Genomic DNA, 25792 nt, shown 5'->3' with positions numbered 1-25792 from the left:
ACCCACCATGTCCATCATCACTGCCCAGACCACCTTCCAAGGCTATCGCCGCGACAATGGCCGCGTCGGCGTGCGCAACCACGTGATCGTCCTGCCCGTGGACGACATCTCCAACGCCGCGGCCGAGGCCGTCGCCAACAACATCAAGGGCACCCTGGCCCTGCCTCATCCTTACGGCCGCCTGCAATTCGGCGAGGATCTGGAACTGCACTTTCGCACGCTGATCGGCACCGGCTGTAACCCCAACGTCGCCGCCGTGGTCGTGATCGGCATCGAGGAAGGGTGGACCAAGCGCGTCGTCGACGGCATTGCCGCCACGGGCAAGCCCGTCATGGGCTTTTCCATCGAACTGCACGGCGACCACGACACCATCATGCGCGCGTCGCGCTGCGCCAAGGAATACGTGCATTACGCCACCGCGCTCACGCGCAGCGAATGCCCCATCGCCGACCTGTGGGTCTCCACCAAGTGCGGCGAATCCGACACCACCTCCGGCTGCGGCGCCAATCCCACGGTGGGCAACGCCTTCGACAAGCTCTATGCGCTGGGATCCACCCTGGTGTTCGGCGAGACGTCGGAGCTCACCGGCGGCGAACACATCGTGGCCGAGCGCTGCGCCAACGACGCCGTGCGCGAACGCTTCATGTTCATGTTCGACCGCTACCAGGCCATGATCGACCGCTGGAAGACCAGCGATCTGTCCGAGTCCCAGCCCACCAAGGGCAACATCGCCGGCGGCCTGACCACCATCGAGGAAAAGGCGATGGGCAACATCCAGAAGATCGGCAAGCAATGCCGGGTGGATGGCGTCATCGACAAGGCCGAGATCCCCGACAGACCCGGGCTGTGGTTCATGGACTCGTCCTCGGCCGCGGCGGAAATGGTCACGCTGTGCGCCGCCTCGGGCTACGCCGTGCACTTCTTTCCCACCGGCCAGGGCAACGTCATCGGCAACCCGATCCTGCCGGTCATCAAGATCTGCGCCAATCCGCGCACCGTGCGCACGATGTCCGAGCACATCGACGTGGACACCAGCGCCCTCCTGCAGCGCGAGATCGACCTGAACCAGGCCGGCGACAAGCTGCTGGAATGCATGCTGGCCACCGCCAACGGCCGGTGGACCGCGGCCGAGGCCCTGGGCCACCGCGAGTTCGTGCTCACGCGGATCTTCGAAAGCGCCTGACAGGGCCTTTCCGGCGCCGGCGCGTACTGGAGAACGCGCCGGCCGCCTGCGCGGCTTAATCGCAGCATCAACGACAAGAACCTGCAGACCCGGGCGCAGTCCGCGGCAGCAAAGGCGTACGCATTCCTACCCGGGCGTTATCCCCAAGGAGGAAGACAGATGAGTAGCGAACCGCATTACCCCCTGCATGATGCGCAGCGCCGTCGCCTGCTGGGCGCCCTGGGCGCCGCCGGCCTCTGTGCGCTGGCCCCGTGGGAACGGGCGCTGGCGCAAAAAGGCGCGTGGCCCGAGCGTCCCATCAACTACGTGGTGCCGTTTCCGCCGGGCGGCCTGACCGACGTGGCCGCGCGCCAGGTGGGCAAGGCGCTGGCGGACGCCGAACGCTGGAACGTGGTGGTCGAAAACAAGCCGGGCGGCAGCGCCAACATTGGCGCTGCGCACGTGTCGAACGCCGCGCCCGACGGCTACACCTGGCTGGCCATCACGCTGTCGCACGCGGCCAACGCCACGCTGTTCGCGGGCAAGGCCGGGTATGACCTGACGCGCGACCTGACGCCCATCGCGGGGCTGGCGTCTTCGCCGATCATGGTGGTGGTCAACGCCAAGAGCAACATCAAGTCCATGGACGATCTGGCGCGCGCGGCCAAGGCGAAGGCGCTGTCGGCCGGTTCCAGCGGCAACGGCACGCCGCCGCACCTGACGCTGGCGCTGTATCAGAAGCTGACCGGCGTGCCGCTGATGCACGTGCCGTACAAGGGCGGCGCGCCGTCGCTCACGGACCTGATCGGCGGGCATCTGGACGTGGTGTTCTCCAACTATCCGGAATCGCTGGCGCACGTGAAGAGCGGGTCGCTGCGCGCGCTGGCCATCACCACGCGCGAGCGCAGCAAGGACCTGCCCGATCTGCCCACCACGGCCGAGGCGGGCCTGCCGGACCTGATCGTCGAGAACTTCACGGGCGTGCTCGCGCCCGCCGGCACGCCACCTGAACTGGTCCAGCGCATCGGCGACGCCATCGTCAAGCAGATCTCGCAGCCCGCCATGCAGCAGTCGTTGCTGCAACTGGGCTTTGTGCCCCAGCCGCGCGGCCCGAAGGAATTCGGCGCGTACCTGAAGTCCGAGGTCGACCGCTGGGCCAAGATCATCCGCGACGCCAACATCCAGGTCGCCTGACGCGGCCAACCTGCCACCACGAAAAGGAGCCCGGCAGATGCGAGTTTTGATATCGGAGTTCATGGACGCGCCTGCCGTCCAGACCCTGCAGCAGCGGTTCGACGTGCAGTACGCGCCCGAGCTGGTCGAGCAGCGCGACGCGTTGCTCGCAGCCGTCGCGCAGGCCGACGCCCTCATTGTGCGCAATCGCACCCAGGTGGACGCGGCGCTGCTGGCCGCGGCGCCGCGCCTGATTGCGGTGGGCCGGCTGGGTGTCGGGCTGGACAACATCGACCTGGCGGGATGCGAGACGCGCGGCATCAAGGTCATTCCCGCCACCGGCGCCAACGCCCGCGCCGTCGCCGAGTACGTCGTCGGCACGATGCTGTCGTTATTGCGCGGCGCCTACGGGTCCACCGCGGACGTGGCCGCGGGCGTGTGGCCGCGCAATGCGCTGTCTCAGGGGCTGGAGGCGCATGGCCGCACGCTGGGCGTGGTGGGGTTCGGCGGCATCGGCCGCCTGGCCGCGCAGCTTGCGCGCGGGTTGGGCATGCGCATCGTGGGCAGCGATGCCGCCCTGCCGCCTGACCATCCCGCGTGGCAGGAAGCGGGCGCCGAGCCGCTGGCGCTGGATGAACTGCTTGCCCAGTCGGACGTCGTGACGCTGCACCTGCCGCTCACGCCCCAGACCCGCCATCTGCTGGACGCCGCGCGCATCGAACGCATGCGCGCCGGCGCCATCCTCATCAACACCTCGCGCGGCGGCATCGTGGACGAGGCCGCGCTGGCGGCCGCGTTGCGCGCCGGACGCCTGCGCGGCGCGGCGCTGGACGTCTTCGAGCAGGAGCCGCTGCCCGCAGGCAGCGCACTGGCCGACGCGCCCAACCTGATCCTCACGCCGCACATCGCGGGACTCACGCAAGAGGCCAACACGCGCGTTTCCGACATGGTGGCCGCCGGTGTGACAATGGCGCTTGACGCCCGCGCACGCTGACGAGGCGCGGCGCGCCTCACACGACAGGAAGGATATGGCTCACATCTATCTGGACGAACTTCAACACCTGGCCGCGGCCGGTCTTGCCGCCGCCGGCGCCAACCCGGTCATGGCCGACAGCACCGCCCGCGCGCTGGTTTTCGCGGAAAGCCAGGGGCTCAGCTCTCACGGCCTGTCGCGCGTGCCGTTCTACGCCGGCCACCTGCGCACCGGCCGCGCCATCGGTTCGGCCGTGCCGCGCCTCGTGAACGAACGTGGCGGTGCGGCGCTGATCGACGCCGGTTCGGGCCTGGCGTTTCCCGCCTGCGCCATGGCGGTCGACCAGGCCACCGCCCGCGCCCGCGAGCATGGCGTTGCGTTCGTCGGCGTGGCCAACAGCCATCACTTCGGCGAAGCGGCCTACCACCTGGAAGCGCTGGCCGACGCCGGCATGGTGGGCCTGGCGCTGAGCAACTCGCCCGCCGCCATGCCCGCCTGGGGCGGCAAGCGCCCGCTGTTCGGCACCAACCCCATCGCGGCAATTTTCCCCCGCCGCGGCGGCGCGCGGCTGGTCATCGATCTGTCGCTGTCGCAAGTGGCGCGTGGCAAGCTCATGATCGCGGCGCGCGACAATCAGCCCATTCCGCTGGGCTGGGCGCTGGATGCCGAGGGCCAGCCCACGACCGACCCCAAGGCGGGCCTGGCCGGCAGCATGCTGCCCGCGGGCGGCGTCAAGGGCGCAATGCTGGCCCTTATCGTCGAACTCATGGCCTGCGCGCTGACCGGCGCGCGCTTCGGCTACGAGAACGAGTCGTTCTTTGTGGACGAGGGCGGTCCGGCGCGGCTGGGGCAGGCCTTCATGGCGATCGATCCCACCGCGCTTTCGGGCAACGACGTCTATCTGGAACGCGTGGAAACGCTGGTCGACGCCATGCTCGAAGACGAGGGCGTGCGCCTGCCGGGCGACCGCCGCCGCAAGCTGCGCGACGAGGCCGTCAAGCACGGTCTGGACCTGCCCGATGCGCTGATGACGCAGTTGCGCACGCTGGCCGGCGCAGGCTGAACGGAGGGCAGAACTGCGGGCTGTCCCGCGGCCTGGCGCCCTAATGCCCGTGGGAGAACCACAGCATCAGCGGCGCCAGCAGCAGGAACACCACGGTGGACACCAGCACGGCGCCCGCCGCGGTGTCGCCCAGCGGCGTGTAGCGCCGCGCGTACATGTAGCTGACCACCGCGCACGGCATGGCCATCTGCAGCGTCAGCGCGCCGGCCAGCACCGGCTCCAGGTCCATCGCCCACGCCACGGCCAGGCCGGTCAACAGGCCCACCACCAGGCGGATCGCGCCAACCTTGGCGCCATCGCGCACGCCGTTCGACGGGATGAGGGCCAGCGCATGCCCCAGGCTCAGCAGCATCAGCGGCACCGTCACGGCGCCCAGCATGCGCGCCGTCTCGATGATCCACGCCGGCACCGGCACGTCCAGCAGACGCAACGCCACCGCCACCACGGAGGCCAGCAGGATCGGGCTCTTCCAGCTTCCCTTGGTGTTCACGCCGGGAAGCATGCGCACCGCGATGGTATGCATCACGAAGGAACTCACCGCAAAAAAAGCCACCGCCACCGACAGGCCGGCGTCGCCGAACGCCAGTTGCGAAATCGGCAGGCCCAGGTTGCCGGCATTGGGCTGGAACGCCGTGGGTAGAAGGCTCAGCACGGGCAGCTTCCAGGCCTTGAGGAGCGCCGCGCAGATCAGCGCGCACAGCAGCAGGGCAATCAGGGTTGCCGCGGCCACGTCGGCCAGCGCGCGGTTGTCCAGGTGGGTGGTGACAAAGGTATGGAACACCAGCGCGGGTGTGGTGACGGAAGTCACCAGCGTGGTGATGAAATTGCCGCCGAAGGGAAGATCGCGCTTGCCCCAGTAAAGCCCGATTCCCACGCAGAAAAGCAGGGGCAGCATCAGCACGATGGCTGACAAGTAGAACTGCGCGATGGCCAACATGGACTATTCCGTCAGAGATAAAAAGATTGATGCCTCGCGGCATCATTGCTTGCCCCGGCCGGGGCGGTCGCCGCAGCATGGGGCCATTGTTCACAAAAGGACCATCCCGTCCTCGCCGCCATGTCCGCCACACCGATGCGCATTTCTGCCCACTCATCGCGTTGCGCCGTCCGCAGCGCCATTCCGCCCGCCGGCCTGCAGCGGCCCGACAGGCAATCACCTTCTTGCCTGCAGCTGTCCGACCGGCAGGCCGCATGCCTGCGGTGGTCCGCCGCGGGCAAGACCAGTTGGGAAACCGCCCGCATCCTGGGCGTCAGCGAAAGCACCGTGAATTTCCACCTGCGCAACGCCTGCTCCCGGCTTGGCGTACGGGGCCGGCGCGCGGCCGTGGTGGCGGCGCTGCGGCTGGGGCTGCTCGAATTCAAGGCTTGATGACGATGGACCGCAGGAATTCGCGCGCGCGCTCGGCGGGCAGGCTTTCCTCGGTGCCGGCGGCCACGGCCTCGATCAGCATCGTGTCCGTGACCCACACCTTCGCCTGCAGCCACCCGGGCTTGCCCACCGCCTTGCCGCGCACCTCGATTTCCTGGCCGTAAGGCGGCCATTCCGTGGGCGGCGGCGCCTGCATGTTGGTGTAGAGCGACCGCATCAGCGCCACGCCCAGCGCCTGCCGGGCCGCGGGGCTGGCCGCGATCTCCGGCGGCAGGGGTGCCGATCCCACAGCGAACACCGCTTCGTCCACGGTGGCGCTGGCCATCGTGAACTTCAACGCGTGCATGTCCAGCTTCAATTCGCGGGTTTCCGTCGAGACCCGGGCGGGGAACGCGGCGCGGACGTGGCCGTCCGCCACATCCATCTCGCGCCAGTTGTAGTTCGGCGAGCAAGCCGCCAACGCCAGCGTCAGCGCCAAAAAAAGGCCCGCTTTCTTGAACATGAAACGAAACAGCGATGAAATCGTCATTACCCGAGGACTCCAAGGTCCCGTCATTTCGAGGAATTCAGAAATTGTCGCCGATTTCCATGGCACCCGCGCCCGACGGCACGTTGCTCGCGAATTATTGCTGGCCCGCCGCGCCGAACGTGCCGCTTCCGATAGCGGGCGACGGGCACGCCGGTGGCCGGCACTCCGGTGGCCGGCACTCCGGTGGCCAACCCAGCATCTACCTCCTGCACGGCCTGAGCGAACATGCCGGACGCTATGACCGGCTGGCGCGCTGGCTGACCGCCCGGGGCTGGACGGTAGGCGCACACGATCACCGCGGTCACGGGCGCTCGGGCGGGCACCCCGCCACCCTGCGCGACCAGGAAGACCTGGTCACCGACGCGGTGGACAGGCTGCAAGACTGGACCCAGGCCTGCGGCCGGCCCCCCATCCTGCTTGGTCACAGCCTGGGCGCCCTGGTTGCCGTGCGCATCGCCCAGCGCCGGCTGGCCGACCTGGACGGGCTGGTGCTCAGTTCGCCGCCGTTTGCCGTCAACGTCCCGCATTGGGTGCGCCGCACCCTGACGTGGATGTCCCTGCACGCCCCCGACCTGCGCGTGCCCCACGGCCTGGCGCCCGCCCGCATATCCCACGACCGGGCCGTCGTGAAGGCCTACCGCGCCGATCCCCTGGTGCGGCGCCGCATGACGGGACGGCTGGCGCGCTTTGTCGACGAAGCCGGCCAGCAGGCGCTGCGCGAAGCCAGCCTGCTGCCCTGCCGCACCCTGCTGATGGTGGCTGGCGACGACTCCATCGTGGCGGCCGAAGGCAGCCGCCAGTTCGCCCAGCGGGCGCCCGCTGAACTCCTCACCCTGCGCTGGTACGACACCGCCTGGCACGAGATCTTCAACGAAACCGCCCCCATTGCCGACCCCGTCTATGCTGACCTGGACGAATGGCTGGCGCGCACCGCCCAGGCATTGTCCCTGTCCCCAGTACTGGTTCCCTCAGCACAGGAGGCCAGCACCCCGTAAAATCCGGCGACAGCCCCCAACGAGAACAATCCGTGACCGATACTGCCGCCAACCGCCTCGCCCGCCTAGAGGCCAACCGCTCGCTGCTGACCCAGACCCTGCGGGGCATCGAGAAAGAAGGCCTGCGCGTGGACGAACAGGGCATCCTGGCCCGCACGCCGCACCCCGCCGGGCTAGGCTCGGCGCTGACCAACGAACACGTCACCACCGATTACTCCGAGTCGCTGCTTGAGCTCATCACGGGCACGCACGACAACGTGGACGCGCTCCTGGCCGAGCTGGCCGACACCCATCGCCACGTCTACACCGTGCTGGACCATGAACTGATCTGGAATCAGTCCATGCCTGCCACGCTGCCGCCCGAGCCCGAAATCCCCATCGCCTGGTACGGCACGTCCAACACGGGCATGCTCAAGCACGTCTACCGCCGCGGTCTGGCCGAACGCTACGGCAAGACGATGCAATGCATCGCCGGCGTGCACTACAACTTTTCGCTGCCCGAAGCCCTGTGGCCCGTGCTCGACACGCAGCCCGGCTCCGACCAGGACCGCCGCTCGCGCGGGTACATCGGCCTGATCCGCAACTTCACGCGGCATTCCTGGCTGCTGATGTACCTGTTTGGCTCGGCCCCCGCGCTGTCCAGCGGCTTTTTGCAAGGCCAGGACCATGCACTGGACAAGCTGGGCGACCACACGCTTTACCTGCCCTATGCCACCAGCCTGCGCATGAGCGACCTGGGCTACCAGAACAAGGCGCAGTCGCAGCTCAAGCTCTGCTACAACGACCTGGATACCTTCCTTGGCCGCCTGTACGGCGCCGTGACGCAGCCCTGGCCCGACTATCAAAAAATCGGCACCCACCGCAACGGCGAATGGATCCAGCTCAACACCAACGTGCTGCAGATCGAAAACGAGTACTACTCCAGCATCCGCCCCAAGCGCGCCACCGGCCGCTGCGAGCGCCCCATCACCGCGCTGGCCGAACGCGGCGTGCAGTACGTTGAAGTGCGCTGCCTGGACATCGATCCGTATTCGCCGATTGGCATCGACGCCACCACCGCCCGGTTCGTCGACGCCTTCCTGCTGTTCTGCACGGCCTCGGACAGCCCGTTCTTCCCGGACAATGGCTACTGTCAGCGCAGCGCCGACAACTTCTCGGTGGTGGTCAAAGAGGGCCGCAAGCCGGGCCTCACGCTGGATCGCGACGGCCAGACTATCGGCCTGGCGCAATGGGGTCACGAGCTGCTGGACCAGATCGCGCCGTATGCCGCGCTGTACGACAGCGCCGCTGGCGGCACCGCTTACGCAGACGCCCTCGCGGCGCAACGCGCCAAGCTCGATCAACCCGACACCACGCCCTCGGCGCGCCTCTTGGCCGACCTGAAGGACAGCGGCCTGTCGTTCCACGATTTTTCACTGGCACTCAGCCGCAAGCATGCGGATGCGCTGCGCGCGCAACCGCTGCCCGCCGACGTGGCCACGGCCTATCAGCAAGCCGCCGCGCAGTCCGCCGCCGAACAGCTTCGCCTGGAACAGTCGGACACTGAAGACTTCGATACGTACGTGACCCGCTATCACGCCGCGCTGAAGGCGCCGCGCAAGTAAGGCGCATCAAATAAGGCGTATCAAATAAGGCGTATCGTTAGGGATTGGTCCGCGCCGCGCCCCTGCGGGGTATGCGCGCGGGCCTTACCAGTCACATCAGGAGGTCTTACCCATGCGCCGCACCGCAACATTCCTGCTGGCCCTGGCGGCCAGCGTGGCGGGCATTGCCCACGCCGCGCCCCCGCCCATGCAGACGGTGGAATCCGTTGACCTGAAACGCTACGTGGGGATGTGGTACGAAATCGCCAACTTCCCCATGTTCTTCCAGCGCAATTGCGTGGGAGACACCACGGCCGAATACACGGCGCATCCGGACGGCACCGTCGGCGTGAACAACCGCTGCCGCACCAAGGATGGGGATATCGATTCGGCCTCGGGCACGGCCACGGTGGTTGAAGGCAGCAACAACGCCAAGCTCGAAGTCACCTTCTTCAAGCCGTTCAAGGGCGATTACTGGGTGATCGGCCTGGATCCGGAGTACCGCTGGTCCGTCGTCGGCACGCCCGACCGCAAGTACCTGTGGATCCTGTCGCGCTCGCCCCAGTTGCCCAAGGAAGAACTGGACAAGGCGCTGGCCGCCGCCACGGCGCAGGGCTATCAGCTGGACGAGCTGCGCTACACGCCGCAGAAGTAAGCGCCGAAGAGGTCAGCGCCGCAAAAGCCGGCGCCGTCCTCAGCCCGCGTAATCGCGGGCCAGCCTGACCACCGTCACGCCGGGCTTCAACTGCCGCAGCGACGGCATGATCAGCGTGCAGTTGTCGTAGGGCGTCACGACCGGCTGCTCGTCCGCCCAGCCGATCAGCGATCCGGCTTTCTCGAACGTCTCCAGACCCGTCCACGCGCCGGCAAATCGCACGTTCATCGACGGCGCCACCACAGCGTCCGTCACTTCCAGCACGCGTTGCGCCGCCGGATCCGGCAGCAGCCAGCCGCCGGGCAGGTCCGACGCGTCGATCACGCCCGATTCCACCAGCATCCGCGCCACCATGTCGCGCGCCACATCGCGCGACGACAGGTCGCCATGGAAGCCGCATTCGATCAGCAGCGCGCACGCGTCTTCGCGGGCCGGGTCGCCAAAGTGTTCGAAGTCGCGCATGCGCACGCCGTCCTTGTGGCCGGCATCCACGATGACGTGCTGCGGCGCCTTCAGACGGCGCGCCAGCGCGATATTGCGCGGCAGCACGCCCGTCAGCAGCAGCGGCGCCCCCGGCTCGTGCATCGAATGCAGGTCCAGCAGCCAGTCGGCGCGCCGCACCCACGGGCGCAGCGCCGCGCCGCGCTGGCGGTCCGGCGACGTGGGATTGTCCAGGCGCTCGGCGCTCCAGACGCGGTTCATGTCTTCCTGCACGAAACGCGACGCATCGTGGTTCGAATGATCAAAGCGGTCGAACGCATCCAGGTTGCAGAAGGCCAGGGTCAGGCTGCCGCGGCGCGGCCGCAGACGCGAGGCCAGCAGGTCCTTCAGCGCCCACGCGCCGCACAGCTCGTTGCCGTGCACCAGCGCGCTCACCATGAGCGCCCGTCCCGGCACGCCCGAATCAAAGTGCCACACGCCCGGCGTGTCGGTATTGCCGGCGCGCTCGGCGGCGATGTCGGGAACGGGGAGCTTGAATTCCATGGTGATATCCGCTTGATGCCTGGTATTTCGATGTCGTGATGGTGCGCGCGCAGCCTTACTGCGCTTCGATCTTGGCGGCCTTGACCAGCGCGCCGTACTTCTTGGTTTCTTCCGCCTGGAAGGCCACCGGGTCCACGCCCGGCTTGGCGACTTCGCCGCCGGCATCCTGCATCTTGGCGCGGAATTGGTCCGACTTCAGCGTCTCATCCAGCACGGCGCGCAGCTTGGTCACCACCGGCTCGGGCAAGCCGGCCGGGCCATACAGCGCGAACCACAGGTTGATGTCCACGGACTCGAAGCCCTTGGTGGCGGCCAGCGGCGCGATCTCGGGCGCGGCGGGCGAACGCTTGTTCTCGGTCAGGCCCAGCGCGACGATGTTGCCGCTGCGCACCTGCGGCAGACCCGAGGACAGCACCAGCATGCCGTAGTCCAGCTGGCCGCTCATCAGGTCGGTCACCAGCGGCGACACGCCGCGGTAAGGCACGTGCTCGGCACGGGTGCCGGTGGCCTGGTTGATCATCTCGCCCGCCAGGTGCAGCGTGGTGCCCACGCCCGACGAGCCGTAGTTGAACGTGCCGGGCGCGGCGCCCTTGAGCTTTTCCAGGTACTCGGCGGCAGTCTTCACGCCCGAATTCTTGCTGGCGGCCAGCAGCATCGGCTGCGAGGCCACGATGCCCAGCGCCGTGAAATCCTTGGCGCTGTCGTACTTCACGGCAGTATTGATCATGCGGGCGATCACCATTTCGTTGGTGGAGCCCAAAAAGATGGTGTAGCCGTCGGGTGCGGCGCGCGCCACGCGCTGGGCGCCAATCGTGCCGCCCGCACCGCCCACGTTCTCGACCACGACTGTCTGGCCCAGGCGCTTGCCCAGCTCTTCGCCCAAGAGGCGCGCGGTCAGGTCCAGGCTGCCGCCTGCGGGGTAACCGACGATCAGCGAGATGCTGCGGGCCGGGTAATCGGCCGCGCTGGCGGCGGGCGCCGCGGCCAGCGCCGAGGCCGCACACAACGAAACGAGCGCCGCGCGCAGCGGCTTCAAGATGGACTTCATGACTTTCTCCCTGGGGTGCTGTGGGTGGACGGCGGAGCCGTCTCATTTGATTTCGGGGGCTATTTTCGAGCGCGGCCCAGGGGCAGTCCGTGCCAAAACGGCACATTGTCGTGCTGATCGGGATTTGGGGCTGGAATTCAGACCCGAATTCACGCCTTGCGATTCGCCGTCGCTTCCCAGGCGGCTTCGGCCAGATCGGTCAGCCGCGCGCGCGGGCGGTACAACCGGACTTCGAACGCAATCTCGTCGCTGCGTCCGCCCAGCTCAGCCAGCGCGCCGCGCCGGCAGTCGGCCGCCACCATCGACCACGGCAGCCACGCCACGCCCACGCCCTTGGCCACGGCGCCATGCGCCGCGTCCAGCGAGTCGCTGCGAACGAACGGCGTCAGCGCATACGGCGTGGCCTCCAGCCGGTCCCCCACGATGCGCTCCATCGCCAGCCCGCCGGTGTAGGTGATCAGCGGCACGGGCGCTCCGCCCTCCTGCAGCAGGTAACGCGGCCGGCCGCGCGTGTCCATCTGGCTGACCGGCACCAGCTTGTCGGTCGCCAGCGTCATGTACCGGTAGCGCGAGGGGCTGAGCGGCACGGACAGCGCCGGATGCTCGTAGCAGCACAACAGCTCCACCTTGCCCTGTTCAAGCCGCACCACCAGGTCCTGCGCCTTGCCGGTGGACAGCTCCACCTGCGTGCCGTCCGTCAGCACGCGGGGCGTGCGGTGCCGCAGCCGCGCGATCCAGTCGGCCACGAGCGTGCGCGCCAGGCTGCGTCCCGTGGCGATGCGCAGCACGGCCTCGCCGCCCGCGCCCGAGCTGCGGATGCGATGGCGCACCAGCCCCATCTGCTCGATCACTTGCGTCGCCGTCTTGAGCAGCGTCTCGCCTTCGGGCGTCAGCGTCACCGGCAGACGCTGGCGTTCCACCAGCGGCGTGCCCGCCCACGCCTCCAGCGCCCGGATGCGCCGGCCGAACGCGGGATGCGTGACGTGCCGCAGCTCGGCCGCGCGCACGAAGCTGCCGGTCTGCGCCAGCGCAATCAGGTCTTCGAGAAGTTTCAGGTCTGCCATGGACGACAAGCTTACGGCATCGCCGCGCTACGCCGCAGCCAGTCCCTCGGGCTGCGAAAGGATGCGCGCGATGACCTGTGCCGTCTCGCGGTAATGCGCCGCGAGCAGCGCGGCCGCGCGGTCGGCATCGCGCGAGACCGCCGCATCCAGCAACGCGCGGTGCTCGTCGTCGACGTTGCGTTCATGGCCGTACGCCATGGCCTGCGCGCGCGCCGGCCGGCGATAGCGCTCGGTCTGCGCATACAGCTGCGCGGACAGGTCCAGCAGCCAGGGCGAGCGGCAGGCGCCGATCAGCGCCTGATGAAAGTCCTGGTGACGCGCTTCCAGCGTGTCCTCGCGATCCGGGTCCAGCACCGGCTCGGCGTCCGCCCGCCGCGCAGCCAGCGCCAATGCGTGAAACGCCCCCACCAGCCGCGCCTCCCAGGCGTCGTCGGCATTGGCCAGCGAACGCCGCAGCGCGTCGCAGTCGATCAGGATGCGCGTCTCGCAGGCGTCGCGCATTTCGTCCACGGACAACGGCGCGATGCGAAACCCCCGCGACGTGGTCGTGAGCACCATGCGTTCGCTGCGCAAGCGGTTCAGCGCCTCGCGGATCGGCGAAAAACTGCCGCCGTAGCGCTGACGCAGCAGCGCCAGCCGCAGCGACTGGCCCGGCGCAAACGCGCCGCGCATGATGTCGCGGCGCAACTGCCGGTAGATATGTTCGGACAGCGTGATGTCCTCGACCTCGGCGCCGCCGTTTGCCGCCGCATCCTCGCGCGGGGCCTTGATTCTGGGTTTCAAGCGCGGCGCTCCTAGACGGCCACCACCGGGTGGCGCAGCGTGCCGATGCCTTCCACGCAGGCCACGACCACGTCGCCCGGCCACAGGAATTCCTGCGGCTTGCGGCCGGCGCCCACGCCCTCCGGCGTGCCGGTGGCGATGATGTCGCCCGGCTCCAGCGTGATGCCCGCGCTGATGTCGGAGATCAGGAACGGCACCTTGAACAGCATGTGCCGCGTGTTCGAGCCCTGCTTCTTTTCCCCGTTGACCGTCAGCCACAGGTCCAGCACCTGTGGATCGGGAATCTCGTCGGCGGTCACGATGCACGGACCGAACGGGGCATACGTGTCCTGCCCCTTGGAATAGATCCATTGCCCGGCGCGGCGGCAATCGCGCGCGCTCATGTCCAGCATCACGCTGTAGCCGAACACGTAGGACAGCGCATCGGCCTCGGCCACGCGCGACGCGCGCCGTCCGATGATGACCGCCAGCTCGACTTCCCAGTCCAGCTGCTGCGTGATCTTGGCGTTGTGCTCGATGGCGTCGCCCGGTCCGATCACGGTGGTGGGCGGCTTGGAGAAGATGACGGGTTGCTTGGGCAGGTCCGCCGACGTATCCAGCGTGCGGCTGGACTCGGCCACGTGCTCCACGTAGTTCAGGCCGATGCCGAAGATGTTCTTGCGCGGACGCGGGATGGGCGCCAGCAGTTTCACGTTCTCCTGCGGCACCGCGACGCCCACTGGCCAGTTGCCGCGGAACGTGTCCAGCAGACGCGTCGCCTGCGTGACCGCCACCGGCCCCAGGTCGATGAAGTCCAGCATGTCATCGGGCAGGTCCACGCCGCCCTCCTGACCCAGCAGGAAAAGGTCGATCACATAGCCGTCGACAAGCGCGCCCAGGCGGGCGGCGGCGGTGGGATGAGCGCGAAAGGTCACGAGGCGCATCGGGAACTCCAGGAGGTCAAGGGTTGTGGAACCGGCCGCCACGAAGCGGCGGTTTGTGTTCAGAAACTAGATCAACTGCTGATGGCCGCCGTTGTCCTGCACCGCTTCCTCGCGGTACAGGGCCAGCGAACGCATGACGGGCAGGTCGTTGAAGCAGAAGAGGCACGCGTCATCGTTGGACGACAGGTTGGCGTGTTCGTGGATGGCCCAGGACGGCACGCAGAAGATGTCGCGCTCGGTCCAGTCGTAGCGCTTGCCGTCGATGACGGAAAAACCGCTGCCCTTGGCCACCTGATAAATGAAGCTGCCGGTGTGGCGGTGCGCCTTCGTGTGCTCGCCGGGGCGCAGCAGCTGCATGCTGGCGCCGATCGTCGGCATGACGGGGCCGCCCGTCGCCGGATTGACGTATTCCAGCAGGATGCCGTCGTAGGGACTGCCCGCGGTGGTGCGCGCATAACGGCGCAGCGCCTCGTACGTGGGTTCCCATTCGTACTTGAAGAGCGGGGAATACGGCTTGGTCCACCCCGACACTTGCGGGCGCAGCGCCACGCCGCCCCATGCGCCGCTGGTGTCGTCCACCGGGTGCGTGACGGTCTGGTTCAAGTCCGGATGCACGGCATAGAAACCAGCTTCCAGTGCGTTGACCAGCGGGATGTCCAGGCCGTCCTGCCAGATACAGGTGGTGCCGTCCTCGGCCACGCCGTGCTCGTGCCATGTGCCGTTCGGCGTCAGCACGAAATCGTTCGCGCCCAGCGTCATCTTGTGGCCGTCCACCACGGTAAACGCGCCCTGTCCTTCCATGATGAAGCGCAGTGCCGAATGCGTGTGCGCGTGCGCGGACGCCAGCTCCCCCGGCCGCATCACCTGCAGCCCGGAATACAGCCATCCCACCGCCGCCGCGACATCGCGCCGCCCGGGATTGTTCAGGTAGATAACGCGCCGGCCCGCCTCTTCGGGCGACACCAGTTCGGCGGACCGCAGCACGTGACCGCGCAGGTCCTGGTAGCGCCAGACCACGGGCACCGACGCCGACCGTGGCGCCCACGGCTCGATCTTGTTCGCCACCGTCCACAGCGCGCCGGTCTCCAGCCGCGCCAGCTCCTGGTAGTAGGCCACCCGCTCCGGCGAGTCGGCCACATTGGCGCGGCCCGCGGTGTCTTCGCGGTAGGCGTCGTAGCGGTTCGCTTCCATTCCGTGCCCCTGGTTTTATAAAACGCTGAGGATTTTCGAAAATACTAAGCGCGGGCCAGAGGCCGGGCAACGGTGAAACGCTAGGGGTTTTCCTTGAACCGCGAAATCGCTTCGCAAAAATATCTTGGCGACCACCGCAAAAATACTGTACAAAAACACAGTGCGACGTGATACATTTCGCTCGCCCGAAAAACTGTCGTCCAGGGGAGAATTCCTGTGTCAGAAGCTGCTCATCTCGTTCAGTACATCGTCGTTCCCTACCGCGCCGCCGCCAATGGCGTCGCCCCCGGGGAAATCCGTCCCGCCAGCAGCGAATTCGGTGCCATCCGCATCGCAAATTCCATGGCTTCCAAGTTCGCCGGCGTCGCGGCCTACGAAGTGATGATCGACAAGGAGACCGGCGACATGGAATCGCCGCGCATCCTGATGCAGATCGGCACCGTGCCTTCGCTGGACGATTAGCCGTTTGCCCACGCCCGCCCCGCCCCGCCCATGCCGGGCGGGCGTGGCGTTCTAGAACAGGTACTTCACCCCCACCGAGCCGCCCACGGCCCGCACACCCGACGTACTGCCCACACTTTGCTCGGCATTGAGCTGCACATTGATGAAGGTGTTCTTGCCCGCCCGCCGGTCGTAACCTGCCGACAGCCCCACGCGCGATCCGTCCAGGTTGTTTTCAAAAACGATATCGCCCTGCGTGGCGGACGCGTAGGAACTGGAGGACTTCCCCAGCGTGTGCCGGTAATTCAGCATCAGCCAACCGTGGTTCCGCGCGTCGTCCTGCTCGCCCCAGGCTTTGGACAGCTTCAGGCTTACCCGCGAATGCAGCGCGTGCATTCCCGGCAGCGCAACACGGCCCCCGTCGTCATTGCTGTCGCGCAGCTTGATGTGCTGGACCATCACCTGGGCTTGCGGCTCAAGCCGCAGCCCGTTCGACTCGTCGCCGATGTCGAAAGCCTTGCCGGCTTCGGCGGACAGCGCGGCGCCCCAGCCCGTCGTTTGCAGTGACGTGCCCCGCGCGCCGGCCGATTGCGTCTTCACGCCGTACCGGCTGAACTGCGTGACGACATCCGCATACGCCCCCTTCCCGTCGAGCCACGTGTAATAGGCCCCCAGGCCATACATCGTCTGTTCGCTGCGTCCGGCGTTGATCGTCGAACGGGTGGAGGCCCGGTAATGGTCCACATCGTTGCTGGACACCATCGCGGTTGCGAACATGCCGGCGCTTCTGCGGCTGATGCCCTTGTTGGCCACGAACAGGTCGGTACCGACCTGCAGCCCACCCAACCGGGAGTTCGCGGCAATTTGCGATTGCTCGATGCCCCGGGCCGCGCCATCCCGGCGTTCCAGGGCGCCCAGCGATCGCGCCCAGGCGTACGGATAGACCTTCCGGGCCAGCGTATCGGTCGCGCCCATGCGTTCGTTGAACGTGCCCACCGCCAACTCGGAGAGCCGCAGGGACTGATTGCCAAGCTGCGAGTAGAGGGACACCTCGGGGCGCAGGTCGCTCTGCAAATACCAGTTGTTGGCCAAGCCGGCTGCGCCGTCCCTCGCGCCGTGCACCAGCACGTAGTTGAACGCGCCACCCTGCGTGGGTTGTCCGGGCGTTTGCCGGAACGCGTTGTCCGTACTGGCGCCGGCCTGGACGACCAGCAGCCCGTTTCCGGTCAATGGATCGCCAAAGCCGCCCGCCGTGTTGATCGTCAGGTTCGTCAACCCGGTGGCGCCCTCGATCAACGTCAGATGATCCACGGCGCCCCCACCGGCGGGAATGAGGTGCAACTGCACTTCGCCGCCCGCGCCCACCAGGTTGTTGGCGATGAGGGTCCGGCCGGCATCGTCATCGGTCCAGCCGGCGGGCGGCGCAAAGGCAATGCTGCCGGCCAGATGAAGTTCGTTGACCGTGCTGAAGTGGTTTCCCTGCGCGGGATTGGTGGCATCGGTCAGCACATTCCAGCGGCTCGACGCGTCAATGGCGACGTTCGGTCCGTCGATCCACCCGTCGAGTCTTGCGCCGTTGATCAGACCCAGGCCCTGCCCCGCCACGCCCGCGCCGACAACCCGGGCAATGCCATGCGCCGCGTGCCCGAGGCCCGTTCCATCAAGCACCAGCATGCCGTTGTCCACATGCGTGATGCCGGTATAGGAAAGCGGGCCCGTCAGCGTGGTCGTGCCGGATCCCGATTGGCGCAGATCGCCGGCGCCCGATATCGCGTTCGACATGACCAGATGGTCCGCGCGGTCGATCACCAGCAAGGCATTGTTCACGACCGCGCCGGTTCCCAGCGAGCCGGTGCTCAGGCCCGCCCCCATCCGAAGCACGCCGTCTTCAATCCGCGTGGTGCCGGACGACACGTTGTCGCCCTCGATGATCAACGTGCCGGATCCGGTCTTGGTGAGGCCGCCGGTTCCGCTGATCGTGCCCAGGGTCACGGACACGGTGCCGTCGGCCGTGCGGATCGCGCCATCGCCGAGCATCTGGATGTCGCGTTGCAGCGTGAGCCCGGCGTCCAGTTGCAGGCCGCCGCCGTTGAACGTGAGGCCGCCGGCGACGTCGCCTAGCAGGGCCTCGTCCGCGATGGCGAGCCATCCCCCGGATAGGGTCCAGGGCGTGAGGGTCTGGCCAGGCGTCCCGGTAAGCGTCCAGGTGCCGGCAGACGTTTTCTCGAAGGCGTTGAAGCCCAGATACTGGCCGCCGATGCCGCCGCCGACCTTGCTGAGATCAAACGCCAGCGCGGACCCGCCATCGAGAGCCAGGGTGTTCTTGCCACCCGATTGCCGGGCGTCGACCAGGCCAATGATCTGGCTGCCTTCGCGGAGCATCAGGGTCGAATTGCTGGCGGTCGCCCCATACTTGATCGCGGTGTCCTGGTTGACCGGCCCCGTCAGGATGGTGCCCGAGTTGATGATCACGGAATTGGCGCCTGTGACGTAGACGCCGTGACCGCTGCTGCCGCCGGCGCCGCCGGCGATGCCGCCTGGAAACCCGATCCCCGGCCCACCGTTGCCGCCTGCCCCACCAGCGGCTCCGCCCCCACCCCCGCCCCCGCCCCATCCCCATACTTGCCCAGGGGGTGGAATCATGCTGCCGCCATTCACGCCGGACTCGCCACCGGCAATACCGGGCGATGAGCCCACGCCCGGGCTTTGACTCGATAATGACGTGTTTCCCGCCGAACCTCCGTTGGTGTATGTCCCCCCGCCGCCGCCCCCACCGCCGGCGTACCCGAGGGTCCCCGGGGTTTGGTCGTCCCCGCCACCGAATTGTCCGTCTTCTCCCCCATGGCCACCATCTCCCCCGAAGCCGGAGCCGGCCGTTCCGCCTGGATTGACATCCGCACCGCCTCCCCCGCCACCGCCAGCGCCGCCCCCCTCGCCACCCGCTCCGTTGCCGCCGCGCCCACCGTCGCTGGTCGCCAGGGTGCTATAGCTGCCGCCGCCCCCACCGCCACCGCCACCGCCCTTGCCGCCGCTGATCGACCAGCCGTCGTTGTGCAGGACCACACCATCGCCAGAGATCACGATGCCGTGCCCCCCGCCCCCGCCCTTGCCGCCCGCGCCGCCCCCAAAGTTGCCGGGCCCGCCCCCGCCGCCCCCGCCTCCACCGCCGCCCGGCGCCCCTTCCAGGTCGTCGTAGGTCGTGTACGACGTGGTCAGATCCAGCGCGGCATAACCGTCTTGGCCATCGCCGCCTGTTCCCCCGTTGGGTTGTCCTCCCACGCCGCCAACCCCCGCCTCGCCGACGATCAAGCCAAAAGCCGAGGGGTGGTGCGACACCCCCATCGAAAGCAATGACAAGCCACAGCACACCCTGATCGCAATATGCCGGGCCTTGAAAAAGCGCAGCTGCTCTGAATCTGCGGGTCGCAGCGTCGATCGGGAATCCGTGTGCATCTTCTGTTCATCCTGGGTGATGGATTCGCGCGCGGCTTCACGTCGTACAGCCTGGAGCGCGGGTGGCGCTCCAGGCTGATTGACCACTTGATGTTTATTGAGATCGTGAGACGCCGGCGTTGCCGGCTACGCGCTGAATAATCCGATTAATCACATCGCGAGACGAAGGTGCGGACTTTGCAGCGAAGCGTTCAAGCCCTCTCGTCGCGCGATTGATTGTGTATAGGCGGCCCGGATTCGCCCAGAGTACGTTTACTCAGTCGGCGCGTCAGGTTCCAAATGAATCAATATCGGAACTGAAATATGACCAATCCCTCCGGCGCGCAAATTTGCATTTTGAAAGCGCAATAATGCGCTACCGAATTCTTATGCCGCGGTTACGCTGGAGCCTTCTGATCACCGACCCTATTCCCACCCCAAGGACAAAACCATGACGACCCAAACGAATCCGCTCGACAAGAAAACCGCCTACTGGGGCGTGCCGTGGGAAGACGCATATGGCTACGCGCAGGCGGTGCAGGTGGGCAACGAAATCTATGTGTCGGGCCAGTTGAACCACGACAAGGACGGCAACCTGATCGCCCCGGCCGACCTGGACGACCAGGGCAAGCCACGCGACTTCTCGACGATGGAAGCGCAGATGCGTGCGACCTACGAGAACCTGGCGACGTTGCTGGGCAAGTTCGGCGCGACGCTGGATAACGTTGTGGAAGAAACGCTGTATGTGCTGGATGTGGATGCCGCCTTTGCCGCCGCAGGCAAGGTGCGCAAGGCCGCGTACGGCACCGACCGCCCGCAAGTGGCCAGCAACCTGATCGGCGTATCCCGGTTGGCAATGCCCCCGCAATTGATCGAGATCGCTTGCAAGGCCATCCTGCGTCCCAAGGATTCCGTCTGACCGGACCTTATGGCTTGGCGGCGTGGAGGGCCAGGCGGCCCTCGATCAGCGCCTTTTGCCTGGCCACGGCCGCGGCGCAAAAACGCATGAAGGCCTGAACGCGCCGGGATCCGCGGATGTCAGGATGGGTGAGCAGCCATAGCTCGTCCTGAAGCTCGGGCACGACGGGGCCAACACGCACCACGTCGGTCATCGTGTCGCCCAGCATGCAGGGCAGATAGCCCATGCCCAGGCCGGCGGAGATGCCCGCGCTTACCGCGGCAACCGAGTCCGTGCGGTACGCAATGCGCGAGGGCGAGACGCGGCTTTCAAGATAGTGCGCGGCCTTGAGCCCGGACAGTCCGCCCGCGTAGGACACCCAATCCAGTTCATAGAGGCGATCAGCGGCGGGCGCCTTGCGGCGAAACTGCTGGGCGGCGCCATACGGCGCCCAGGCGATGCCGGCCAGCTTGCGCCCTACCCAGCTCTCTGGCGGGCGCCGCGTTGCTCTGAGGGCAATATCGGATTCGTCACGGGCAAGATCGAGCGTGTCATTTCCGACCAGCACCTCGATCGACAACGAAGGATGCGCGGCCCTGAACTCGGCAATGATCGGGGTCAGGAAATACAGGAGGAGCGAATCGCTGGTGGCAACGCGAAGCGTGCCCTGCGGATCGTGCGCGGCGCCGGATATCCGCCTGGCCACGCTGACGACATCGAGTTCGACGCGCTCGCTCAGCGCACGCAGTTCAATGCCCTCAGGGGTCAGCTTGTAGCCCGCGAGCCGCCGGTCGAACAAGGCGACGCCCAACGCGGCTTCGGCGTGCGCCACGCGACGCGAAACCGTAGAAGCATTGATGCCGAGCTTTTCGGCAGCGATCGATCGATTGCCGCAATCGCTCAGCGTCTTGATGATGCGCAGGTCATCCCACGACAACTGTGCCGCAGCATCGCCCGGTCCGGCGAAGGGGCGATCGGAATGCGTCTGAGCTTTGGGGCGTTTGGACTGCACGATGATTGGCGGATGTTCTTTCGCGGCGGATTACCACCCACACAGCGCAGCGGATTACCACCCACACTTGGCGAAAACCCACACTTGGCGAAAATAAAAAGGGCCCATGAAGGGCCCGGAACAACGCACAGCTTAATTAGTTGGCGCGCCCGACAGGAATCGAACCTGTATCAAGAGCTTCGGAAACTCTCATTCTATCCATTGAACTACGGGCGCAGCGCAAGGAGGCGGTATTGTACCCAGTTTTACGCGATCTGCATGAACTGGATCAAATCTTCCGGCAAACTCATCGAAAACCCGTTCCTTCGCATTGGACGATCGTCCCTGACACCGTTATATAATCCAGCGTTTGCTTGCAGGCGGGCATGAGTTGCCGCCGACTTGTGCAGTTCTGATTTTCTGTTGCCGCCGCCAGGCGCCCCCGGTACCCGTTAGCAGGATTTGGTCATGAGCAACGAGCAGGAACACATAGAAGAGCACGCCTCCCCCATCAAGACCCCGAAGCAACTGATCGTCACGATCGTCCTCGCTTTCGTGGTTCCCATCGCCATCATCATCCTTCTGGTGAATATGGTCGTCACCGGCACCAAGACCGGCGCCGGCTCGGATGCCCTGTCCGGCGAAGCCGTTGCCCGGCGTATCGCACCGGTGGCGGGATTCGAACTGGTCGACGCCAACGCACCCAAGGTCTTCAAGACCGGCGAACAAGTCTTTGCCACCGTCTGTACGGCCTGTCACACCGCCGGCGTGGCTGGCGCACCCAAGCTGGGCGACAACGCCGCGTGGGCGCCGTTCATCAAGGCTGGCTACGACGAGATGATGAAGGTCGCGCTGCACGGCAAGGGCGGCATGCCTGCCAAGGGCGGCAACCCGGCCCTGTCCGACTACGAAGTCGCGCGCGCCGTGGTCTACATGGCCAACAAGTCGGGCGCATCGCTGCCGGAACCGGCGGCCCCCGCTGAAGAAGGCGCCAAGAAGGAAGGCGAAGCCGCTGCACCGGCAGCACCTGCTGCTGCTCCGGCCGCTGCTCCCGCTGCTGCTGCCGCTCCCGCCCAAGCTGCTCCTGCTGCCGCAGCACCGGCTGCCGCAGCACCGGCTGCCGCAGCTCCCGCCCCCGAGCAAAAGGCCGCCGCCGTCAACCCGGCCGGCGAACAGCTCTACAAGACGGCCTGTTTCGCCTGCCACGCCACGGGCGTCGCCAATGCGCCCAAGTTCGGCGACAAGGCCGCCTGGGAGCCCTACATCAAGACCGGCATGGACGCCATGGTGAAGGTCGCGATGACGGGCAAGGGCGTGATGCCTCCCAAGGGCGGCGCAGCCAATGCCTCCGAAGACGATATCCGCGCAGCCGTGGAGTTCATGGTGAACGCCGCCAAGTAATACCGCGCCCGCATCGCAGGCGATAAAAAGCCCCTTGAATCATCAAGGGGCTTTTTTTATTCGGTTGACCGGGCTTTGCGTGGCAAGGTGTCAGACACCTCGCCACACAGCGTTCAGTCCGCCGCCGACGACTTCACCAGCGACATGCCCAACTGCACGCGGCGCTGCAGCCACAGGCTGGGACGGTAACGGGTGTCGCCCGTCACGCGTTGCATGCTCTTCAAGATTTCCAGGATGCGGTCGGCGCCCAGCTTGTCGCCCAGGGCCAGCGGGCCCACCGGGTAACCCAGGCCCAGCGTCACGGCCAGGTCGATGTCTTCGGGCGTGGCGATCTTCTGCTGCGCGATGTCGCACGCGATGTTCACGATGTGCGCCACGATGCGTTGCGCGATGAAGCCGGGCGAATCCTCGATCACCGTGACGGGCACGCCATCGGCGGCCAGCAGCGCATGGGCCGCGTCGCGCCACTTGTCCTCGGTGGCGGGCGAGACCATGATCGTGCGGCGCTTGGCGTTATCGAACGCATACAGCGTATCCAGGCCGACCGTGCGGCCCGCGTTCAGGCCCTGCGCGGAAACGCTGGTGGACACGTCTTCGCCGAACGGCGTGACCAGGATCAGCGCATCGGCGTCGGGCGTGGAACCCGTGACCAACGTGCCGCCCAGCTTTTCAACCAGCGCGGACGCGCGGGCGTAGCCTTCGCCGTGCTTGGGGCTGACCCAGACCTTCAGGCCGTCGGGCAGCGCGGGCGCGGCCACTTCGGCCGGCACCTGCTTCTGGCCGTCGGCGTAGACGTAGAAGCCTTCGCCGGCCTTGCGGCCAATCAGCCCGCCCGCCAGGCGCACGGTCGTGATCGGCGACGGGCGAAAGCGCGGCTCGTCGAAGAATTGGCGGTAGATGGATTCCATCACCGGATGCGAGACGTCGAGCGCGGTCAGGTCCAGCAGTTCGAACGGTCCCATGCGGAAACCAGCCTGCTCACGCATCACGGCGTCGACCTGGGCGAAGGTGGCCACGGCCTCCTGCGCCACGCGCAGGCCTTCGGTATTCATGCCGCGGCCGGCGTGGTTGACGATGAAGCCCGGCATGTCCTTGGCGCGCACGGGCGTGTGGCCCATGCGGCGGGCCAGCTCGGCCAGCGCGTCGCCCACTTCCGGCGCGCTGCGCAGGCCGTCGATGACTTCAACCACCTTCATCAGTGCAACCGGATTGAAGAAGTGATAGCCGGCCACGCGTTGCGGACGCTTGCAGGCGGCCGCAATGGCGGTGATGGACAGCGACGAGGTGTTGGACGCCAGGATGCAGTCGTCGGCAACCACGCCTTCCAGCGCCGCGAACAGGTCCCGCTTGACGTCCAGCCGCTCGACGATGGCCTCGACCACGAGCTGGCAGTTCGCCATGTCGGTCAGCGCGGTGGCCGATTCGACGCGTTCAAGGGCAGCTTGCGCGTCGGCGGCGGTCAGCTTGCCCTTCTGAGCCAGCTTCTCCCAGGTCTGACGCAGCGACTCGCGCGCGGCCGCGATGGCCTCCGAACTGGTGTCGTACAGACGCACGCGCAGGCCGGCTTGCGCCGCGATCTGCGCGATGCCGCGCCCCATGGCCCCGGCGCCCACGACGCCGATGGTTTGAATCTCCGTCATCAACTATCTCCTGCCTGTATTGGAATGGTTCGTGCGCCTGGCGCGGCGCGGCATGCGCAAAAGACGGCCAGGCCGCCTCGCGCGCGCGTCAGGCGCGGCTCTGGGCCAGCGCCTGGATTTCTTCGGCCGACAGCCCCAGCTTTTCGGACAGGACCTGCTCGGTGTGCTCGCCCAGCATGGGCGGCGCGCGGCGGTACTCGACCGGGCTGCCGGAAAACTTCAGCGGGCTGGCGGCCACCGGCACGGTGCCGGCGGCCGGATGGGGCAGCTCGCGCTTCATGTTGCGGGCCAGGACGTGCGGGTCTTCGTAGACCTGGTCCAGCGTGTTGATGGGACCGGCAGGCACGCCCACGCCTTCCAGCGCGGCAAGCCAATGGTCGCGCTCGCCGGTGGCCATGCGTTCGGCCAGCAGCGGAACGAGTTCCTCGCGGTTCTTCACGCGTTGCGGGTTGGTGGCAAAACGCGGGTCGGCCGACAGCTCGGGCAGGCCGATCGCGCCGCAATAGTTGCGGAACTGGCTGTCGTTGCCCACCGCCACGATCAGGTGACCGTCGCTGGCCGCGAACACCTGGTAGGGAACCAGGTTCTGGTGCGCGTTGCCGGCACGGCGCGGGGCGACGCCAGAGGTCATGAAGTTCAGGTTCTGATTGGCCATCATGGCGACCTGGCAATCCAGCAGCGCCATGTCGATGTGCTGGCCCAGGCCGCTGCGGGCGCGCTCGTGCAGCGCAGCCAGGATGCCGACGGTGGAATACATGCCGGTCATCAGGTCGGCTACAGCCACGCCGGCCTTTTGCGGACCGCCGCCGGGCAGGTCGTCGCGCTCGCCCGTGATGCTCATCAGGCCGCCCATGCCCTGGATCATGAAGTCATAGCCGGGACGGCTGGCGTACGGGCCGGTCTGGCCGAAGCCCGTGATCGAGCAGTAGATCAGACGCGGGTTCAGTTCCTTCAGGCTCTCGTAGTCCAGGCCGTACTTGGAAAGCCCGCCGACCTTGAAGTTTTCGACCAGGATGTCGCTCTGCAGCGCCAGTTCGCGCACCAGCTCCGCGCCGCGCGGCGACGCGATGTCCAGCGCCACCGACATCTTGTTGCGGTTGGCCGACAGGTAGTAGGCGGCCTCGGTGGTGTCGTGGCCCGCTTCGTCCTTCAGGTACGGAGGACCCCAGGCGCGCGTGTCGTCGCCCGAGCCGGGCCGTTCAATCTTGATCACCTCGGCGCCGAGGTCGGCCAGGTTCTGGGTGCACCAGGGACCCGCCAGCACGCGGGTCAGATCCAGCACGCGTATGCCGGTGAGGGGAGCGGGACGTTGCGACATCGGTAATCTTTTCGCTAGAAAGGGAAATGAGAACTTCCGGCCCCGCGAGCAAAGCGCCGGGCGGACTGGGATTCCGTCATGCCAGAAGGCGGCCCGCGGGGGCCGCCTTCCGATCAACATTCGTCAGACTGGATATTAGCCTCTCGAACGCGTTGGCCGGGCCTCTGGCGGCGGAA

At 67.1% G+C, this 25792-nt stretch carries 23 protein-coding genes and 1 tRNA gene; 11 read left to right on the top strand and 13 right to left on the bottom strand.

The features are described from left to right. Nucleotides 1–7 precede the first annotated feature (7 nt). The 4 genes from CLM73_RS02385 to CLM73_RS02370 all read left to right on the top strand — a co-directional run bounded on the left by CLM73_RS02385 (nucleotide 8) and on the right by CLM73_RS02370 (nucleotide 4371). Nucleotides 8–1183 carry a UxaA family hydrolase gene (locus CLM73_RS02385; RefSeq protein ID WP_105237161.1) on the top strand — a complete coding sequence of 392 codons (1176 nt, stop codon included), beginning with the start codon at nucleotides 8–10 and terminating at the stop codon, nucleotides 1181–1183. Nucleotides 1184–1342: 159 nt separating this feature from the next. After that, nucleotides 1343–2356: a Bug family tripartite tricarboxylate transporter substrate binding protein gene (locus tag CLM73_RS02380; protein WP_105237160.1), complete on the top strand. Its 1014-nt coding sequence runs from the start codon at nucleotides 1343–1345 to the stop codon at nucleotides 2354–2356. 37 nt (nucleotides 2357–2393) lie between these two features. Next, nucleotides 2394–3329 (top strand): hydroxyacid dehydrogenase, encoded by a 936-nt coding sequence (locus CLM73_RS02375; protein ID WP_105237159.1) that lies wholly within the window; start codon nucleotides 2394–2396, stop codon nucleotides 3327–3329. A gap of 34 nt (nucleotides 3330–3363) precedes the next feature. Beyond that, nucleotides 3364–4371 carry an Ldh family oxidoreductase gene (locus CLM73_RS02370; RefSeq protein ID WP_105237158.1) on the top strand — a complete coding sequence of 336 codons (1008 nt, stop codon included), beginning with the start codon at nucleotides 3364–3366 and terminating at the stop codon, nucleotides 4369–4371. Nucleotides 4372–4411: 40 nt separating this feature from the next. On the opposite strand, the gene CLM73_RS02365 is transcribed toward CLM73_RS02370, so the two are convergent. Then, nucleotides 4412–5308: an AEC family transporter gene (locus tag CLM73_RS02365; protein WP_105237157.1), complete on the bottom strand. Its 897-nt coding sequence runs from the start codon at nucleotides 5306–5308 to the stop codon at nucleotides 4412–4414. 195 nt (nucleotides 5309–5503) lie between these two features. On the opposite strand from CLM73_RS02365, the gene CLM73_RS02360 reads away from it, so the two are divergent. Further along, nucleotides 5504–5740 carry a helix-turn-helix domain-containing protein gene (locus CLM73_RS02360; RefSeq protein WP_105241351.1) on the top strand — a complete coding sequence of 79 codons (237 nt, stop codon included), beginning with the start codon at nucleotides 5504–5506 and terminating at the stop codon, nucleotides 5738–5740. Here the strand turns inward: CLM73_RS02360 and CLM73_RS02355 are convergent. Beyond that, complete coding sequence (locus CLM73_RS02355) at nucleotides 5730–6269, bottom strand: hypothetical protein (RefSeq protein WP_105237156.1); 540 nt, start codon at nucleotides 6267–6269, stop codon at nucleotides 5730–5732. The two genes, CLM73_RS02360 and CLM73_RS02355, sit on opposite strands and share 11 nt — an antisense overlap. A 59-nt stretch (nucleotides 6270–6328) precedes the next feature. Here CLM73_RS02355 and CLM73_RS02350 point away from each other — a divergent pair, with 59 nt between their 5' ends. The 3 genes from CLM73_RS02350 (at nucleotide 6329) to CLM73_RS02340 (ending at nucleotide 9502) form a co-directional block, all read left to right on the top strand. Further along, entirely contained in the window at nucleotides 6329–7264 is a 936-nt protein-coding gene (locus CLM73_RS02350) for an alpha/beta hydrolase (RefSeq protein ID WP_234015796.1), read from the top strand. 32 nt (nucleotides 7265–7296) lie between these two features. Further along, nucleotides 7297–8868: a glutamate--cysteine ligase gene (gene gshA, locus CLM73_RS02345; protein WP_105237154.1), complete on the top strand. Its 1572-nt coding sequence runs from the start codon at nucleotides 7297–7299 to the stop codon at nucleotides 8866–8868. A gap of 112 nt (nucleotides 8869–8980) precedes the next feature. After that, nucleotides 8981–9502, top strand: coding sequence for a lipocalin family protein (locus tag CLM73_RS02340; RefSeq protein ID WP_105237153.1), 522 nt, complete (start codon nucleotides 8981–8983; stop codon nucleotides 9500–9502). A 39-nt stretch (nucleotides 9503–9541) separates the two neighbouring features. Here the strand turns inward: CLM73_RS02340 and CLM73_RS02335 are convergent, their stop codons facing one another. The 6 genes from CLM73_RS02335 to CLM73_RS02310 all read right to left on the bottom strand — a co-directional run bounded on the left by CLM73_RS02335 (nucleotide 9542) and on the right by CLM73_RS02310 (nucleotide 15495). Then, on the bottom strand, nucleotides 9542–10486 hold the full coding sequence (locus CLM73_RS02335) for a succinylglutamate desuccinylase/aspartoacylase domain-containing protein (protein ID WP_105237152.1): 945 nt from the start codon (nucleotides 10484–10486) through the stop codon (nucleotides 9542–9544). A 55-nt stretch (nucleotides 10487–10541) separates the two neighbouring features. Continuing rightward, complete coding sequence (locus tag CLM73_RS02330) at nucleotides 10542–11534, bottom strand: Bug family tripartite tricarboxylate transporter substrate binding protein (protein WP_105237151.1); 993 nt, start codon at nucleotides 11532–11534, stop codon at nucleotides 10542–10544. A gap of 149 nt (nucleotides 11535–11683) precedes the next feature. Beyond that, on the bottom strand, nucleotides 11684–12598 hold the full coding sequence (locus CLM73_RS02325) for a LysR family transcriptional regulator (protein WP_105237150.1): 915 nt from the start codon (nucleotides 12596–12598) through the stop codon (nucleotides 11684–11686). A 27-nt stretch (nucleotides 12599–12625) separates the two neighbouring features. After that, nucleotides 12626–13381 (bottom strand): GntR family transcriptional regulator, encoded by a 756-nt coding sequence (locus tag CLM73_RS02320; RefSeq protein ID WP_105237149.1) that lies wholly within the window; start codon nucleotides 13379–13381, stop codon nucleotides 12626–12628. Between the two features lie 11 nt (nucleotides 13382–13392). Beyond that, a complete protein-coding gene (locus CLM73_RS02315; RefSeq protein WP_105237148.1) occupies nucleotides 13393–14304 on the bottom strand; it encodes a fumarylacetoacetate hydrolase family protein in 912 nt (303 codons plus the stop codon). A gap of 66 nt (nucleotides 14305–14370) precedes the next feature. Next, nucleotides 14371–15495, bottom strand: a complete 1125-nt coding sequence (locus CLM73_RS02310; RefSeq protein ID WP_105237147.1) for a cupin domain-containing protein — start codon at nucleotides 15493–15495, stop codon at nucleotides 14371–14373. Nucleotides 15496–15711: 216 nt separating this feature from the next. On the opposite strand from CLM73_RS02310, the gene CLM73_RS02305 reads away from it, so the two are divergent. Next, entirely contained in the window at nucleotides 15712–15957 is a 246-nt protein-coding gene (locus CLM73_RS02305) for a hypothetical protein (protein WP_056327580.1), read from the top strand. A gap of 51 nt (nucleotides 15958–16008) precedes the next feature. Here the strand turns inward: CLM73_RS02305 and CLM73_RS02300 are convergent, their stop codons facing one another. Continuing rightward, complete coding sequence (locus CLM73_RS02300; protein ID WP_105237146.1) at nucleotides 16009–18408, bottom strand: autotransporter outer membrane beta-barrel domain-containing protein; 2400 nt, start codon at nucleotides 18406–18408, stop codon at nucleotides 16009–16011. A gap of 1411 nt (nucleotides 18409–19819) precedes the next feature. Between CLM73_RS02300 and CLM73_RS02290 the strand changes: the two genes are divergently transcribed. Further along, nucleotides 19820–20287, top strand: a complete 468-nt coding sequence (locus CLM73_RS02290; protein ID WP_105237145.1) for a Rid family hydrolase — start codon at nucleotides 19820–19822, stop codon at nucleotides 20285–20287. 7 nt (nucleotides 20288–20294) lie between these two features. Here CLM73_RS02290 and CLM73_RS02285 read toward each other — a convergent pair whose 3' ends face one another. Together CLM73_RS02285 and CLM73_RS02280 are read right to left on the bottom strand one after the other, a co-directional pair. Continuing rightward, nucleotides 20295–21278 (bottom strand): LysR family transcriptional regulator, encoded by a 984-nt coding sequence (locus CLM73_RS02285; protein ID WP_199778238.1) that lies wholly within the window; start codon nucleotides 21276–21278, stop codon nucleotides 20295–20297. A gap of 141 nt (nucleotides 21279–21419) precedes the next feature. Then, nucleotides 21420–21494 (bottom strand) — tRNA-Arg (locus CLM73_RS02280). A 231-nt stretch (nucleotides 21495–21725) separates the two neighbouring features. Here CLM73_RS02280 and CLM73_RS02275 point away from each other — a divergent pair. Next, nucleotides 21726–22658 (top strand): c-type cytochrome, encoded by a 933-nt coding sequence (locus CLM73_RS02275; RefSeq protein ID WP_105237144.1) that lies wholly within the window; start codon nucleotides 21726–21728, stop codon nucleotides 22656–22658. Nucleotides 22659–22771: 113 nt separating this feature from the next. Here the strand turns inward: CLM73_RS02275 and CLM73_RS02270 are convergent, their stop codons facing one another. After that, entirely contained in the window at nucleotides 22772–24298 is a 1527-nt protein-coding gene (locus CLM73_RS02270; protein WP_105237143.1) for a 3-hydroxyacyl-CoA dehydrogenase, read from the bottom strand. 88 nt (nucleotides 24299–24386) lie between these two features. After that, nucleotides 24387–25616, bottom strand: a complete 1230-nt coding sequence (locus CLM73_RS02265) for a CaiB/BaiF CoA transferase family protein (protein ID WP_105237142.1) — start codon at nucleotides 25614–25616, stop codon at nucleotides 24387–24389. Nucleotides 25617–25792 lie beyond the last annotated feature (176 nt).

Origin of the sequence: Achromobacter spanius, from assembly GCF_002966795.1 — a bacterium.
Lineage (GTDB): Bacteria > Pseudomonadota > Gammaproteobacteria > Burkholderiales > Burkholderiaceae_B > Achromobacter > Achromobacter spanius_D.
Note: the sequence above shows the minus strand (reverse complement) of the source record. Positions and strands in the feature narration are given on the sequence as shown.